The 17,203-nt window shown below is 50.1% G+C and carries 10 protein-coding genes; 7 read left to right on the top strand and 3 right to left on the bottom strand.

What is annotated here, in order from left to right; genetic code table 11:
• Nucleotides 1-46 precede the first annotated feature (46 nt).
• Nucleotides 47-3,580: a pyruvate:ferredoxin (flavodoxin) oxidoreductase gene (gene nifJ / locus J5067_RS11210; protein WP_264651144.1), complete on the bottom strand. Its 3,534-nt coding sequence runs from the start codon at nt 3,578-3,580 to the stop codon at nt 47-49.
• Between the two features lie 350 nt (nt 3,581-3,930).
• Here nifJ and J5067_RS11205 point away from each other — a divergent pair, with 350 nt between their 5' ends.
• The 3 genes from J5067_RS11205 to J5067_RS11195 all read left to right on the top strand — a co-directional run bounded on the left by J5067_RS11205 (nt 3,931) and on the right by J5067_RS11195 (nt 6,030).
• Entirely contained in the window at nt 3,931-4,359 is a 429-nt protein-coding gene (locus tag J5067_RS11205; protein ID WP_264644159.1) for a hypothetical protein, read from the top strand.
• A 312-nt stretch (nt 4,360-4,671) separates the two neighbouring features.
• Nucleotides 4,672-5,331, top strand: coding sequence for a metallophosphoesterase (locus tag J5067_RS11200; RefSeq protein ID WP_264644160.1), 660 nt, complete (start codon nt 4,672-4,674; stop codon nt 5,329-5,331).
• A 207-nt stretch (nt 5,332-5,538) separates the two neighbouring features.
• Nucleotides 5,539-6,030, top strand: coding sequence for a GNAT family N-acetyltransferase (locus tag J5067_RS11195; RefSeq protein WP_264644374.1), 492 nt, complete (start codon nt 5,539-5,541; stop codon nt 6,028-6,030).
• Nucleotides 6,031-6,082: 52 nt separating this feature from the next.
• On the opposite strand, the gene J5067_RS11190 is transcribed toward J5067_RS11195, so the two are convergent.
• On the bottom strand, nt 6,083-6,460 hold the full coding sequence (locus J5067_RS11190; protein WP_264644161.1) for a cytochrome b562: 378 nt from the start codon (nt 6,458-6,460) through the stop codon (nt 6,083-6,085).
• Nucleotides 6,461-6,800: 340 nt separating this feature from the next.
• Here J5067_RS11190 and J5067_RS11185 point away from each other — a divergent pair, with 340 nt between their 5' ends.
• From J5067_RS11185 to J5067_RS11170, 4 genes are all read left to right on the top strand, one after another.
• Nucleotides 6,801-7,223, top strand: a complete 423-nt coding sequence (locus J5067_RS11185; protein ID WP_264628454.1) for a hypothetical protein — start codon at nt 6,801-6,803, stop codon at nt 7,221-7,223.
• Between the two features lie 377 nt (nt 7,224-7,600).
• Nucleotides 7,601-13,003: a calcium-binding protein gene (locus J5067_RS11180; protein ID WP_264651143.1), complete on the top strand. Its 5,403-nt coding sequence runs from the start codon at nt 7,601-7,603 to the stop codon at nt 13,001-13,003.
• Nucleotides 13,004-13,015: 12 nt separating this feature from the next.
• Nucleotides 13,016-15,118: a type I secretion system permease/ATPase gene (locus J5067_RS11175; protein ID WP_264651142.1), complete on the top strand. Its 2,103-nt coding sequence runs from the start codon at nt 13,016-13,018 to the stop codon at nt 15,116-15,118.
• The gene (locus J5067_RS11170; RefSeq protein WP_264627884.1) at nt 15,118-16,446 is read left to right on the top strand and encodes an HlyD family type I secretion periplasmic adaptor subunit; all 1,329 of its coding nucleotides are present in this window, start codon (nt 15,118-15,120) and stop codon (nt 16,444-16,446) included. Before J5067_RS11175 ends, J5067_RS11170 begins: the two co-directional genes overlap by 1 nt.
• A 43-nt stretch (nt 16,447-16,489) precedes the next feature.
• Here J5067_RS11170 and J5067_RS11165 read toward each other — a convergent pair whose 3' ends face one another.
• Nucleotides 16,490-17,080: a hypothetical protein gene (locus J5067_RS11165; protein WP_264627885.1), complete on the bottom strand. Its 591-nt coding sequence runs from the start codon at nt 17,078-17,080 to the stop codon at nt 16,490-16,492.
• Nucleotides 17,081-17,203: the final 123 nt, after the last annotated feature.

The following is a 17,203-nucleotide window of genomic DNA, read 5'->3' as shown; positions in this document are numbered from 1 at the left end:
ACGAGATCCTCGGCTTGCACTGAGGATCTCGTCGGGCAGCACGGCCTTATTCTTGCGAGTTCTTCTCTGCTTTGCCTGCCATCATCGTCAGGAAATCAAAGCGACGCCGCAGATCCAGTTCCGCTTCTTCATACAACCGCGCGGTCTCTTCCGGCATTTGCGTATTCAGCCGACGGAAGCGTTGCTCTTTCAGTAGCGTCTCGCTCAGGCTGCTGGAGGGCGGACGGGAATCCGTGACCAACGCCGGTTTGCCTTCTTCCACACGACGCGGATCGAAGCGATAGAGCGGCCAGAATCCGGTAGCCGTCAGCTGACGCATCTGATCGTGACTGAACGCCAGATCGTAGCCGTGCTCTTCACAGGGGCTGTAGGCAATAATCAGTGACGGGCCAGGCCAGGCTTCTGCTTCCTGAATCGCTTTCACCGTTTGGTTAAGCTGTGCTCCCAGTGAAATCTGCGCAACATAAACGTGGCCATACATCATCACGTTGATACCCAGATCTTTACGCGCCTTACGCTTGCCTTTTTCACCAAATTTGGTGACCGCACCCAACGGCGTTGCCTTGGATTGTTGGCCGCCGGTATTGGAATAGCACTGGGTATCCAGCACCAGCACGTTGACGTTTTCTGTCAGGCTCATCACATGATCCAGACCACCGTAGCCAATATCATAGGCCCAACCGTCACCGCCAATCAGCCAAACGGATTTGTCCACCAGGTGGTCGGCATCGTGGCTGAGTTCCCGCGCTGCCGGTTCATTGACGCTGGCAAGCTGTTCACGCAGCTGTGCAATTTGCTGGCGGCGCAGATCCGGCGCAATGTTCTCTTCCTGCAAGGCGCTTACCAGATCGGCGGGGAGCTGCGGTGCCAACTGCAAGAGCTGACGCAAGGCGCGCTGGCGATGTTGATCCACGCTGAGACGGAAACCTAAACCAAATTCGGCGTTATCCTCAAACAGCGAGTTGGCCCAGGCGGGTCCGCGTCCATTGGCATCGGTGGTCCACGGCGTGGTAGGCAGGTTGCCACCGTAAATAGACGAACACCCGGTGGCGTTGGCTACCAGTAAACGATCGCCATAGAGCTGCGTTAACAGTTTGATATATGGCGTTTCGCCACAACCGGAACAGGCACCCGAGTACTCGAACAGCGGCGTAATCAGCTGTGACGTGCGGATATCGATACGTTCCAGCTTGTTCTTGTCGATTTCCGGCAATTGCAGGAAGAAATCAAAGTGGTTTTTTTCCACGCTCAGGTTATCCAGGCGGGACTCCATGTTGATGGCTTTGATCTCAGGGTTTTGACGGTCTTTCGCCGGGCACACCTCGACGCACAGGTTACATCCCGTACAATCTTCCGGGGCGACTTGCAGTACATACTTCTGACCACGCATATCGCGAGCTTTCACATCCAGCGATTGCAGTGAATCGGGCGCGTTGCTCATCGCCTCGGCAGGCACCACTTTGGCACGGATAGCCGAGTGCGGACAGGCGGCGACACAGTGGTTACACTGCGTACACAGCTCTGGTTTCCAAAGCGGAATGGCTTCCGCGATGTTGCGTTTTTCCCACTGAGTGGTGCCGGTGGGCCAGGTGCCATCGGGCGGCAGGGCGGAAACGGGTAAGGTGTCGCCCAGTCCGGCCAGCATGGTTGCCGTCACTGTTTTAACGAAGTCCGGCGCAGCATCGGACACCACGGGCGGGCGCTGCGGGCTGTCTGGATTAACCGCTTCCAGCGCAACGGATTCCAGCGCTGCCAGCGTGGCTTCCAGCGCCTTCCAGTTGCGCGCGACCAGCTCTTCACCTTTGCTACCGTAGCTCTTTTCGATGGCGTTACGCAGTTTCTCTACCGCCACGTCACCAGGCAAAATCTGCGAGAGATGGAAGAAAGCCATCTGCATCACGGTGTTGATACGTGCACCCAACTGACATTCACGGGCAATTTTTGCCGCATTGATGCAATAGACCTTTGCCTGACGTTGATTCAGCCCGGCTTGCACCTCTTGTGGCAGGCGGTGCCACAGATCGTCGGCGCTGTAAGGGGTGTTAATCAGGAAGATACCGCCGGGTTTCAAGCGTTCGACCATGGCGTACTTATCGATAAACTGCCACTGGTGGCACGCCACAAAATCAGCCTGATCGATCAGATAGGCCGAATTGATCGGGTGCGGGCCCACGCGCATGTGCGATACCGTCAGACTGCCTGCTTTTTTGGAGTCGTAGACGAAATAGCCCTGCACAAACATCGGTGTGCTGGAACCCACAATTTTGATGGCATTTTTGGTGGCGGAAACGGTGCCATCGCTGCCGAGTCCGTAGAACAGCGCTTCCAATCCGGCACTGGAGGGGAAGTGTTGCTCCGGCAACGGCAGTGAAAGGTGGGTCACATCATCATAAATACCCACGGTGAAACGTGGCCTTGGGTTAGCAAGTGCTAACTCATTAAAAATAGCCTGCACACACTGCGGTGTGAACTCTTTGGATGACAAGCCATAGCGGCCACCAATGGTGCGCGGCAGCGTGGCACGCTCGCCACGGGAAAAGGCTTCTGCCAGTGCGGTCATCACATCCAGATAAAGCGGTTCTGCCAGGGCTCCGGGCTCTTTGGTGCGATCGAGCACGGCGATGCTCTGCGCGGTGTGCGGAATGGCGGCGAGCAGGTGCTGTGCCGAGAACGGGCGATACAGACGCACTTTAAGCACGCCTACTTTTTCACCGCGGGTCAGCAGGGAGTCCACCACCTCTTCGCACGTGCCTACGCCCGATCCCATCAGCACAATCACGCGCGTTGCTTCCGGGTGTCCGTAATATTCAAACGGTTGATAGCGACGCCCGGTGGCTTCAGCAAAGGCATCCATCGCCTGCTCAACGTGAGAGTAGGTGTTGTTGTACCACGGATTGGTGGCTTCGCGCGCCTGGAAGAAGGTGTCTGGGTTGGAGGCGGTGCCACGGATCACCGGACGTTCTGGTGTAAGCGCTCGCTCACGGTGCGCGGCAATCGCATCTTGAGGCAGCAGTTTTAGCAAGACTTCATCACTAAGCGGTTCCACTTTATTAATTTCATGTGAAGTGCGGAAACCGTCGAAGAAATGGATAAAGGGCACGCGGCTGTTGAGCGTGGCGATGTGTGCAATCAAGGCGAAATCTTGCGCTTCTTGCACGGTGTTGGCACAAAGCAGGGCGCAGCCTGTCTGGCGCACCGCCATCACGTCAGAGTGATCGCAGAAAATGGAGAGCGCATGGGTGGCGACGGTACGGGCGGCAACGTGCAGCACGAAAGGGGTTAACTGTCCGGCCAGCTTGTAGAGCGTCGGGATCATCAGCAGCAATCCCTGCGATGAGGTAAACGATGTCGCCAGCGCACCCGTCTGCAACGCCCCGTGCACGGTGGCAATCGCACCGCCTTCCGACTGCATTTCGATCACCCGGGGGGTATCTCCCCACAAGTTCTTACGTTCATCGCTCGACCACGCGGCAGCTTGTTCAGCCATGGAAGAACTTGGGGTTATCGGGTAGATGGCGATGACGTCGTTTGCTCGCCAGGCTACAGAAACGACTGCGCTGTTACCGTCAGTGGTGATCATGATTTAACCTTAACTTGCTTGCTCACAAAATGAAATACGATTGCTTTTTTGCATTATCGCATCAGAGAAAAGGGTTTGGATGAACCATAATGTGCTCATATGGATAAATTCGCGCAAATGAGCATCTTTGCAGGAGAATGTATCACATAACCCCGTTACCGCCTATCTTGCGGAGGGTATCAGAACCACATAAAAAATAGGGATATCAATAAAAATCAGTGAGTAACGCCGCTATATTGAAAATTGTTAATTTTTCTCTTAAACCGATATTGCCCTGACAAAAAATGCGATATGTTACCTAAACCTCGGCGATGCAAAACCATTGACCAAGGGCATAATAAGAGGACAGGATGATGGCAGATGAGTTGCAGAACAAACTCGTTACGGCGTTAACGTCTCTGCGCGATCAGGGGAAAACGCCGACGCAGGCCGTCGAGCATATGATTCAGGCATTGGGCGGGCACTATCATGATATTTCCCGCATTAGTGTATTAAATGCCAAACTGATTGCCGATGTACTGTATACGGTTTATCAGGGAAAGATCGTCGCCCATGAATTGGCGGTGTTATTGCGCAATATGTGTTATGGCGGGCCTGATATCGCTCTGGCGCTTCGGACCACCTTCACGATGCTGGATGCGCAAGCGATTGGGGCGCTGCTGCTGGATACGCAGGTTTATCCCGAGAGTGACAAACAACAGGTGCACCATGCGTTGCACTATGCAAAATTTGCTGTACCTGAATGCGATCGGGCGGTGGAGGCGCTTTACGCCGCTTAGCACCCTAACTGCGTTGCCGCCATCCCGGCTTTCGGTGTGGCGGTGTGAATGCCTTTCCTGACTTCCCTCCAGAGCATTATCAGGCCTGTATCATCAATAACAACACCGCAAGACTCGGCGTTCCTTTGTTATAAAAATCGCTATTTTTCATGTCTCGGATATTTTTCATGCTGGTCGACTGCGATCTGTTACGCATAATTATGTGTGTCTGTGTGATTTTGCGATTTTGTGGTTTTTACTCCCTGATTGCATGAACAGCGCCGATGGCGCGCGACACTCTTTTAAGGCGTCATTGCAGTGCTGGAGGGGAAAATGCAAGAGGTTGTTCGCTACCGCAGTATTCGTGGAGATGATTATCGCCATGTGTGGGTGGTTGGGGATCTTCATGGCTGCTATCAACAATTGAAGCAGCAACTGATTGCACGAAAATTTGATGAACGTTGTGATCTGCTGATTGCTGTCGGCGATCTTATCGATCGCGGCCCGGACAGCCCTGCGTGTCTGGCTCTGTTGGATGCGCCCTGGTTCATTTCGGTGACAGGCAATCATGAGTGTATGGCGCAAGCGGTGTTGCAAGGAGAGAGTAGCGATTGCTGGCGCAACAATGGTGGTGGCTGGTATTTCGACTTGAGTCCGGTACATCGTCATTCCATCGATCGACTGATCCATCTGTCGGCGTCATTGCCGCATGTTCTGGAAGTCAACGTGCAAACGCGCCTTTATGTTATTGCTCACGCGGATTATCCGTCTGCTCGTTATGGTTTGGATCTACCGGTCGATGTGGATGACGTCGTGTGGGGGCGTACGCGGTTGCGCCAAGCCCAGGCTGGCGACTATCAACGGATCGAGGGGGCTGATCGTTTTATCTTCGGACACACGCCGCTTAAAAAGGTGTGCGCGTATGCCAATCAGATCTATCTCGATACGGGGGCCGTGTACGGTGGATCCCTTTCCATGGTGCGCTTGCGCTAGCAGGATGCCTTTTCTGCGCTTTGCTTGCTTTCTTGCATGCCCGGTTATCCCTCTTCGCGCTATTTAACCCTGTTCACGCTGATATTCTCGTTCGAGATAGCGCCGTGGCGTGATTATTATCGCCCAATGAACAAAATGCTGTTCATACTGCAACCTCTCTAAGGTAGCATCAGGAGGCAATGTTGGCGTTTATAATAGGAAAGGATGATGAATATAACCATTTATCCCGCTCAGAAAGCTGATGCGGGCGCGATCTTGGATATGATTATTGAGCTGGCGGAATATGAACTTGCCCGTAATCAAGTGATTGCGACGCGGGAAGACATTGAAAAAACGCTGTTTGGCCCTGATACGCGCACGGAAGCCTTAATTTGTGCCATTGACGGGGTACCGGTTGGCTACGCGGTATTCTTTATGAGTTATTCCACCTGGCTGGGAAAGAACGGTATTTATCTTGAAGATCTCTATGTAGCCAAACGTTTCCGTCAGCATGGTGCAGGCAAAGCGTTGTTGGCACATGTAGCAAAATTGGCCAAAGAGCGAGGTTGTGGTCGCCTGGAGTGGAGCGTACTGGATTGGAACCAGCCTGCTATCGATTTTTACGACAGTATTGGTGCTAACGCACAAAGTGAATGGATTCGCTACCGTTTGGACGAACAAGGCATTGAGAACTTTTTGCGTAAGCACGTAAGAGCGTGAATTGAACCCTGCTTGCGATCCGGTGGCCTGCTGAGAGGCCACCGGACGAATGTTACACACCGAGCTTTTTGTGGTACTCCGCGCGGGTTTTTTTCAGGTTGTCTGTCGCGGTTTTCGCTTCAGATAATTTTCCTGCATCTACCAGCGCAATAGCATCATCGATTTGCGTAATCAGCTTGCCCAACCCTTCGTTAAACACCTGGCTGTCAGGCCCTTTGTTAAATTCCGGATCGGCTTTGGCCTTGGTGGCGTGTTCCTTCATGGTCTGCAATTCAGATTTTAGCGATGCCGCATCGCTGGCGCTGTTAGCCCCTTTGTAACTGCCCGCCATCGCACGCATTTCTTCTTTCACCGATGCCTGACTGGCCAGCGGCAGTGCCAGTGTGACGCTCGCCAGTGCGATGCTTACTGCGATCATTGCTCTTTTCATTGCTTACTCCTGTTGGGGGATGCTTTAACGGAAGGGATACCCTTGACGTTTTGTTATTGTTATGTGAAAGAGTATTCATGAGTCTGTGAACGGGGTCAAATGGTATATCTCATTCAATGCATAAGAAAAAAATCTTGTCTGACATCCTCTTTTTGTAGGAATTCTATGCTACGGAGTCTCATTTTTTATTAATTTTTGTTTGACGATTATTTAATCAAATAGAGCGATTATTGAAAAACTGAATAAAGTGCGAAAAAAGTAAGCTTTTTAAGCATTATTCTATGTGTCAATAAAATAGTGAAAGGTGAAAACAATATCTGTTTAGATAAAAGGTGGTTGAATGATGATGCTCAATGAGGGCGAGGTGAAAATCAATGATTTCTATTCTCTTTTGCATAAATATCAACGCGTCATCTTATTTTTAATCGTGTGCATGCTTCCGATCTCGTTGTTTGCTAAGAATAATTCTTCTTCAGATACACAGATTATTAGGGGGAATAAAAAATTGCAGGGTAGGCAGTTAGTGGTTGAGGCTGAAAAACCCGGAAAGTACCGAATTGGTATTCTTGTTTTTCCCGGAATTGACGTCATTGCGATTGAAAATAAAGAGGAAAGATTAAAAAAGAAACGAGAGGTGCATGGTAAGGTCATTCAGGCACTGTCAGGGAAAATTTCCCTCTATGATTTTCACTACAGGACTCTTTTTAATGTTGTGATGTTCCCTTCGCATTATGTTTTTTTACACGGCGATATATACAAATAACGCAAGTTATTAAAGTTTATATGTTTATTATATTCTGAGGGGATAATGAAAAACAACAATGTCAATGATGTGAATGAGAATCGTACTCCTTGTGGTTTGATATTGGCTTCGTCACTTTTACTCGATGTCTTTGTTATCTTTCTTTATGTTTATGATTACTCGATGGATATTGTCTTACTTTGTGTTTTTTTATCTGTTTTTTTATTTTTTTTGTATGCATTGTGTTTTTATAAAAACAAAAAAAACACTGCTGATAAGGATGAAAAAATAAATAAGAAGCTCATGTGCTGTGAAAGATTTAATCATGTGTTTAATTGTTTTTATTTGTTGATTGATTTTGTTTTTTATGTATTCAAATATATTGGGAGGATTTTTCTATGACATGTTTACCTTCAAGCTTAGATAAAGAGAATAAAGAAAAACCTATTGAAATCATCAATGATTACATGAATAAAATACAAACAGCATTTGAATTTTTATCGAAAATTGCTCTTCCAGGACAGAAGCAATTCACATCAGTAATGAGTGGAAAATTTGGTGCAGTTACTTCAATTGCGAGTGTAATGACGAAACATAAAAGTGGCACTGATACTGCCAGTGATTGGTTAGGCGCAAGTTCTGACATTGCAAAAATCGTAGCGGGTTATACTGGGAACCCCATCGTGGCTGGCTTAGCTACTGTATTGGGTGTCGCATCATTTTTGACATCTAAAGGTGCGCAGGAAAAGGCAACATCTTTTTTAAATGCTCTCAAAGAGCACGGCATCATAGATCCACTGACTGGCGGATGGTTCTTGCCTCCAAGCCCTATCCCTCCCACCCCTAATGACAGTGCGACTGGACCCAGTACATCCTGTGCTGAGAATACAGTTTCTCCTATTATTATAGATTTGGATCGTGATGGTGTTGAAACATTATCAGTTAGTGCAGGCATTCTTTTTGACCACTTTGGTAATAATTTATCTATCAATACTGGTTGGGTTGCACCAGATGACGGTCTATTAGTATTAGACCGTAATGATAATGGTAATATTGATGATGGTCGTGAGCTATTTGGTAATAACACTCCTTTAAAAAATAATGAAATGGCATCTAATGGCTACAATGCTCTTAAAGTATTTGACGATAATTCAGATAATGCTATTGATGCGAAAGACTCTATTTTTGAATCACTAAAAATATGGAGGGATAGTAATGCTAATGCAAAAGTTGATTTGGGTGAGTTATATTCTTTGAAGGATTTTGGTGTCGCCTCTATTAGTATAGAATATGACAATTCTACCTTTGTCGATCCGCAGGGTAATGCACACCAACAACGAAGCCTTATTACCTATGTGGATGGCGTTACCGGCCAATCGGCAGATGTATGGTTTGCAGCTAACTTAGTGCGGACTCGCTATGATGGTACAATAAATTTAAAAGATTCAATTCGTAAATTACCGTATGTGCGTGGTTTTGGTAATATGGTAGATCTGCATGTATCGATGAGTGAAAATGACAAATTGAATTTGTTGGTTAAACAGTTTTGCGCCGACCCTGTCACAGCAAGAGACACGAATTTGATAAATGAAATTATGTATGCTTGGGCCGGTGTTGATGAACTAGATTCGAACAGTAGAGGTGGAAATATAGATGCTCGTCAATTATCCGTATTGGAGATAGCAACTGGGAGAAATTATAAAAATCATACAAATGGTACTACGAATCCTTTGCCTGGGGCTGCCATCATATTAGAGTCTGAGTATTCGCGTTTTTCAGCAAATATAGAGGCCCATCTATTAGCTCAAACTCTTTTTCGTAGTGAATTTAATTTGATAAAAGTGGTGTTTAATACTGGGTTGTCAAAAATTGATTGTGATTTTAGTGCGTTATCAGATCATCTTTCTATGCTGAAAGACTCAGATGTTGAATCGTATTTAAGACTAAGCAATGTACTTTATGCCTATTTGGAGTATATGCCATCTTATCATGATCTCAGGGAGCGTTTAGGTGTATCGCCTGAACGGAGCTTTATTGGTAGCAGTAACGATGATCTTCTATATGGAAAGTCTACGAATGACATTCTTTATGCGGGCGCAGGTGATGACCAACTTGATGGGGGGAGTGGTAATGACACGCTGATAGGAGGTACAGGCAATGACCGCCTTGAAGGGGAGAGTGGCAGCGATGTTTACCTGTTCAATCGGGGAGATGGAAGGGATGTCATTGCTGAGAGCAGCGGTGAATCTGACGATGTGGACGTGCTGCGATTCGGTGAGGGAATAACCCCGGAGCAGGTGGTGGTGGCACGGCGAGGCGGATCGACGAGCTCCAATTATGGCGATCTGGAACTCGGTTTTGAGTCCGGAGATGAGAGAGTGACGATCAAAGATTTCTTTAACGCGCCACGCTATCAGATAGAGCGCGTCGAGTTTGCGAATGGTACCGCATGGGATGTGGATACCCTGAAAGCAATGCTGCTGCGAGGTACAGAAGAGGCGCAGACGCTGTGGGGCTATGAAGAAGGGAGTGAGATACACGGTGGTGGGGGCGATGACCACCTGAATGGCAACAAGGGAAAGGACAGTCTGTACGGTGATGCGGGGGATGACACTCTGGAGGGTGGCACGGGTGACGATTGTCTGGCAGGTGGCGCAGGCAATGACCGCCTTGAAGGGGAGAGTGGCAGCGATGTTTACCTGTTCAATCGGGGAGATGGAAGGGATCTCATTGCTGAGAGCAGCAGTGAATCTGACGATATGGACGTACTGCGATTCGGAGAGGGAATAACCCCGGAGCAGGTGGCGGTGGCACGGCGAGGCGGATCGACGGCTTACAATTCTGGAGATTTGGCGCTCAGTTTGGCTTCCGGTGATGACAGGGTAACGGTCAAAGATTTTTTTTCTGAGAAACGACATCAGATAGAGCACGTCGAGTTTGCTGAGGGTACCGCATGGGATGTGGATACCCTGAAAGCAATGCTGCTGCGAGGTACAGAAGAGGCGCAGACGCTGTGGGGCTATGAAGAAGGGAGTGAGATACACGGTGGTGGGGGCGATGACCACCTGAATGGCAACAAGGGAAAGGACTATCTGTACGGAGATGCGGGGAATGACACCCTGGAAGGCGGAGACAGTAATGACATGTTGGCAGGCGGCGCAGGCAATGACCGCCTTGAAGGGGGGAATGGCAGCGATGTTTACCTGTTTAATCGTGGAGATGGAAGGGATGTCATTGCTGAGACCAGCAGTGAATCTGAGGGTATGGACGTGCTGCGATTCGGAGAGGGAATAACCCCGGAGCAGGTGGCGGTGGCACGGCGAGGCGGATCGACGGCTTACAATTCTGGCGATTTGGCGCTCAGTTTGGCTTCCAGTGATGACAGGGTAACGGTCAAAGATTTTTTTTCTGAGAAACGATATCAGATAGAGCGCGTCGAGTTTGCTGAGGGTACCGCATGGGATGTGGATACCCTGAAAGCAATGCTGCTGCGAGGTACAGAAGAGTCGCAGACGCTGTGGGGCTATGAAGAAGGGAGTGAGATACACGGCGGTGGGGGAGATGACAGCCTGTATGGCAACAAGGGAAAGGACTATCTGTACGGAGATGCGGGGAATGACATCCTGGAAGGCGGAGACGGTAATGACATGTTGGCAGGCGGCGCAGGCAATGACCGCCTTGAAGGGGGGAGTGGCAGCGATGTTTACCTGTTTAATCGTGGAGATGGAAGGGATGTCATTGCTGAGACCAGCAGTGAATCTGAGGATATGGACGTACTGCGATTCGGTGAGGGAATAACCCCGGAGCAGGTGGTGGTGGCACGGCGAGGCGGATCGACGACTTACAATTCTGGCGATTTGACGCTCAGTTTGGCTTCCGGTGATGACAGGGTAACGGTCAGGGATTTTTTTTCTGCGAAACGGCATCAAATTGAGCGTGTCGAGTTTGCTGAGGGTACCGCATGGGATGTGGGTACCCTGAAAGCGATGCTGCTGCGAGGTACGGAAAAGGCGCAGACGCTGTGGGGCTATGAAGAAGGGAGTGAGATACACGGCGGTGGGGGCGATGACCACCTGAATGGCAACAAGGGAAAGGACTATCTGTACGGAGATGCGGGGAATGACATCCTGGAAGGCGGAGACGGTAATGACATGTTGGCAGGCGGCGCAGGCAATGACCGCCTTGAAGGGGGGAGTGGCAGCGATGTTTACCTGTTTAATCGGGGAGATGGAAGGGATGTCATTGCTGAGACCAGCAGTGAATCTGAGGATATGGACGTACTGCGATTCGGTGAGGGAATAACCCCGGAGCAGGTGGCGGTGGCACGGCGAGGCGGATCGACGACTTACAATTCTGGCGATTTGACGCTCAGTTTGGCTTCCAGTGATGACAGGGTAACGGTCAAAGATTTTTTTTCTGCGAAACGATATCAGATAGAGCGCGTCGAGTTTGCTGAGGGTACCGCATGGGATGTGGATACCCTGAAAGCAATGTTGCTGCGAGGTACAGAAGAGGCGCAGACGCTGTGGGGCTATGAAGAAGGGAGTGAGATACACGGTGGTGGGGGCGATGACCACCTGAATGGCAACAAGGGAAAGGACAGTCTGTACGGTGATGCGGGGGATGACACTCTGGAGGGCGGCACGGATGACGATTGTCTGGCAGGTGGCGCAGGCAATGACCGCCTTGAAGGGGGGAGTGGCAGCGATGTTTACCTGTTCAATCGGGGAGATGGAAGGGATGTCATTGCTGAGACCAGCAGCGAATCTGACGATATGGACGTGCTGCGATTCGGTGAGGGAATAACCCCGGAGCAGGTGGCAGTGGCACGACGAGGCGGATCGACGACTTACAATTCTGGAGATTTGACGCTCAGTTTGGCTTCCGGTGATGACAGGGTAACGGTCGGGGATTTTTTTTCTGCGAAACGATATCAGATAGAGCGTGTCGAGTTTGCTGAGGGTACCGCATGGGATGTGGATACCCTGAAAGCAATGTTGCTGCGAGGTACAGAAGAGTCGCAGACGCTGTGGGGCTATGAAGAAGGGAGTGAGATACACGGCGGTGGGGGAGATGACAGCCTGTATGGCAACAAGGGGAACGACAGCCTGTACGGAGATGCGGGGGATGACACGCTAGAAGGCGGAGACGGCAATGACACCCTGACAGGTGGCAAAGGCGATGACCGGCTTGAGGGGGATGGTGGTAACGACAAGTTGATGGGAGGAAACGGGAACGACCGCCTCAAAGGTGGAACGGGCAATGACATACTCTCAGGCGGTACGGGTAAGGATCATCTTGAGGGAGGAAGTGGCAGCGACACCTACTTGTTTAGCCGTGGTGGTGGCCAGGATGTTATTGCAGAACACAGCAGTGAATCTGGCGATGTTGATGTGCTTAAGCTTAGTAAGGGCATCACTCCGCAACAAGTAACACTACAACGCCGTAGTGGTTCAAGCTACAGCAAGGCCAACGATCTGGCGCTGTTGTTCCAGAACAGCAAGGATAGCGTGACGATCCAAGAATTCTTTAGCGCACCACGATATCAGATAGAACGCATTGAATTTGCTGACGGTACGCAATGGCAGTCAACGGATATTCTCAATCATATTGAATCCGGGCAAGCATTGCCTACTGGCAAGAAAGTGCGTCAGCAACGGTCTGTCGCTTTGATGAAACAAGATATCGTCCAGTTTATGGGTTGGGATGAAGAGGATGATGCCAGTGTCTCTTCCGTCTCGCTGCCGTTAGCAACGGCACCATCAGATCAGCATCGCCAGCAATCTTCTCTCGCGTATTAATGGAGGCAGGGCATGTCTCAAGATAAATACGTGTGGCAAGGATTGGCATCGATCGTGGGATATTACGGTATCGCTGTCAATATAGAGGCTTTACAAGCGCAGTTCGGAACTGATACCCACCATGATATTAACGTGCAACTGGTTCGTGCTGCTCGTCACTGTGGCTTTCGCTGTCGCTATCAAGCCCGCATCACGGTTTCTGATGACATGCCCACACCTGCTTTAGTTTATTTTCCGGAAAAAGGGTATGTCTTACTGCTGGCAGTTAAAGAGGGTAAGTGGCTGATACAAGAGATATCTCGCGATCGATCTGAGATTTTCCATCCTGCTCAGGGGCAGACAGTAAGCGGTTTCATGTTCACCCGGCGTTTTTTCTCTGACAATTTGGCTCAGAAATTTAATCTGCGCTGGTTCGCTCAGGCTTTTATTCGCTATAAAAGCCTGGTGGTTGAGATCATGCTCGCCTCTTTTTTTATTCAGATATTGGCACTGATTCTTCCCTTATTTTTTCAGATTGTCGTGGATAAGGTATTGGCACACCAAAGTGTGTCGACGTTGGATGTGCTGGCGCTGGGGATGATTTGTGTCACTTTGGCGGATGTGGTGCTGGATGGGTTACGTAACTACCAGTTGGCGCATACCTCGCAGCGTATTGATGCCACGTTAAGTTCGCTGCTCTATCGTCATCTGTTGTCGCTCCCGTTGGGATGGTTTCGTGGGCGTCAGACCGGGGTGACCGTCGCCCGTGTACATGAGCTCAAAACGGTACGGGAGTTCTTGACCGGCAGTGCAATGACGTTAGGGTTGGATCTGTTATTCACTGTGGTCTTTTTTGTGGTCATGGCGATGTATAGCCTTTCTTTGACCGTTGTCGTCCTGATATCCCTGCTGCCTTACATTGTTTTGTCGGCTGTCATTACACGACCACTGCGGAATCGATTAGAGGATCAGTTTCGGCAGGGGGCGAAAAATCAGGCTTTTCTGGTTGAGAGTATTACTGCCATTGAACCCGTCAAGGCGATGTCCGTCGAGCATCACCTGACGCGTCGCTGGGATGAACAGACGGCGGCGTTTGTCAGCAGTTGCTTTAAAACTGGCAACTTGAGCAATATCGCGAATCAGATATCGCGTTTTATCAGCAGAATCACCAGCGTGGTTATTTTGTGGTATGGCTCTCGGCTGGTGATTGAGGGGGGAATGACGGTTGGAGGGCTTATTGCCTTTAATATGTTTGCCGGACACGTTACTGGCCCCATCTTACGTCTGGTGCAACTGTGGCAGGATGTGCAGCAAGTTTCTATTTCCGTTAAACGTCTGGGAGACATTCTGAATGTGCCGCCCGAGCAACAGCAACAAAGTGGCGTAACGCTTGCGGAAATACACGGGACCGTGCGTTTTGCTGATATCCGCTTTTCCTACCGGATTGATGCGCCCCCCGTATTGGATGGCCTCAACTTATCCGTGCAGGCAGGGGAAATCATTGGCATTGTTGGTCGCTCAGGTTCAGGTAAAAGTACCCTGGCTCGGCTGATACAACGTCTTTATCTTCCCTCGTCTGGGCAGATCTTTATTGATGACACCGACATTGCCCATACCGATCCGCATTGGCTGCGGCGAAGTGTCAGTGTGGTATTGCAGGAGACACAGCTTTTTTCTGGCACTGTGCGCGACAATATTGCGTTAGCGTTGCCTAACTCGCCCATCGAACAGGTTATTTCGGCGGCCACGTTGGCCGGTGCGCATGAGTTTATCAGCGCGCTACCGCTGGGGTACGACACCCCGGTTGGTGAGCAAGGCAACCTGTTTTCCGGTGGGCAAAAACAGCGTATCGGTATTGCACGAGCCCTTATCACTCAGCCTAGGATTCTCATCCTGGATGAGGCCACCAGCGCACTGGATTATGAATCAGAACGCGTGATTCAGAACAATATGGCTGAAATATGCCGTGGCAGAACGGTGTTCATTATTGCGCATCGGTTATCGGCGGTGCGCCGTGCTGACCGTATCATTGCCATGGCGTCAGGCAAGGTGAGCGAGCAGGGTTCGCATGACGAGCTTCTGGCGTCGGGGGGGCTGTATGCCCGACTGTATGCCTTGCAGCAGGGAGAGGCGTGATGAAAGCGCACTATCGTGAATTTCTTCCTGCGGTAATTGAAATCCAGGAAACACCGCCCTCTCCTGTAGGCAGAGCAATTTTATGGGTCATCATGGTATCACTCATCCTTGCCGTGCTGTGGTCGGCCCTTGGAAAGGTCGATATTGTGGCAGTGACTCACGGCAAGGTGGCGGTGAGGGAACTGTCTCGGCCTGTCAGCACGGCGGTCACGGCAGAAGTTGCCAGCGTGTTGGTACGCGACGGTATGGCCGTTAAGCAAGGACAGGCACTCATTAAACTGAATAGCCAGCATCTGGATGAGCGGGCCGAAGAGTTGCGGCTGAGGCAGAAGCTAAATCGTTTTCACCTTGTGCGACTGGATAAACTCAACCGGTATTACAACGGACAAACGTGGTCCACCGTATTTCCTGATCGTTACCGCCGTGAAGATATCCAGCTAGCAGACCAGCTCGCAGCCCTGCTGATAACCGAGGTGGAAAACGATCGGTACGAGAAAGAGGTATATGAAAGTAAAAAGGCGGTGTTACACGCACAAATGATGGGACATCACTCTCGCCAACGGCTGGCTGAAGAGCAGTTAATGGTTTTTAAAGAGCAATATCAGGCGATAGAGAGCCTGTATCATAAAAAAATAACCAGCCGCGACAGCTTATTAGAGATTAAAAAGGAATATTTGGAGGCGCACCATGCTGTCGATGGCGTAGCGGCAAACCAGGAAGAAAGCCGCCGTAGTCTGACGCAGTTGGAACAGGAACAAAGCAGCGCGGAGGCGAAAAAAATCAATTCGGTAGCCCAGAATATCGCGGAACGTGAACATGAAAATCATCTGTTGGCGAGCCAACTCAAACAGATTAACGCCCAAATAGCACAATACACGTTGCGCTCACCCGTAGAGGGTATCGTTGACTCGCTGGCTTTCCGCGATGCAGGAGGGGCCGTCGAGCCACCACAGGAGCTGCTCAAGGTTGTTCCCGTCGATAGCGAACTGGTAGCAGAAGTCATGATCAAAAATCAGGATGTGGGCTTTTTGCGCGTGGGGCAGTCGGTAACGGTAAAAATCAACACCTTTGATTTTACGCGCTACGGCTGGGTAGATGGCACGCTACAGAATATCTCTGCGGATGCCACAGAGGATAAGGCGCTTGGATTAGTTTATCGCGCGGTCATTGCACTTAAGCATCGTTCGTTGCGAGTCGGGCCTGACGAATGGCAACTGGAACCCGGTATGCAGGTGACTGCGGAAATCAAAACCGGTAAAAGGACTTTCCTTAGCTATCTCATCAGCCCGGCAATGGAGGCGCTGCACGATGTGGGCAAGCAGCGTTGAAAATACGCGATTAACAGCCCATAAAATCATCTGTCAGAGGATATTATCTTTGTTTTCGTGAATGTGCTTTTGATTGCGTCACGGCCAACGGGGTTAACAACTGCTCCCGCTCATGCCATACATGGGCAAACATATCCGTGAGCGGCGGATCGAACTTGAGTCTCTTGAGTTGGTAACCGATGCCAAGGGCGGTGATGTAGGTTTCTTCGTCCAGCGGTGTTTTGTGCACTAAAAAGGTTTCGATAAATTTTTTACCGCGTAGCGCGATAGCCGGGTCTTTTTCCTGCGGGAGCTTGTTGTTAAGGGGTGTTTTTTGACAGATGCGTGTCGCGGTTCCTCTCAGTTTGGTATTTTTAAAAATGTCATCGACTGAGGTGACCGCAATACCGATCGCCTGGCAGCGGCCCTCATGGCCTTCTTTAACCGCACAGCGGTACACGCTTTTCAAACAAGGGTGTTTCCTGGTGGTGCGAAACAGAAAACGCTCTCGTTGGGCTATCAGTAGGGGGAGCAGGTTGTTTTCAATCTTTTTAATCCGGTACGGCGCTATCTTGCTCGGAAACTGTTTTTCCTTGTGCTCAGTCGGTGCTATCAGGGGGCTGAGGCTCGGGGACTTATAGAGCGTGATAATCATGTCATCTTCCTTGTTGTTCCTGATTAGAGACCAGTATGCGCTATAGCCACTTGTTTTCTTTCTGAAAACGTTCCATGTGGTATTGGTGCTGGCTGGAAAAATCACGCCCTACAGCAGTTTTTC

The organism is Candidatus Symbiopectobacterium sp. NZEC151 (assembly GCF_025962655.1).
Classification (GTDB): Bacteria; Pseudomonadota; Gammaproteobacteria; order Enterobacterales; family Enterobacteriaceae; genus Symbiopectobacterium.
Note: the sequence above shows the minus strand (reverse complement) of the source record. Positions and strands in the feature narration are given on the sequence as shown.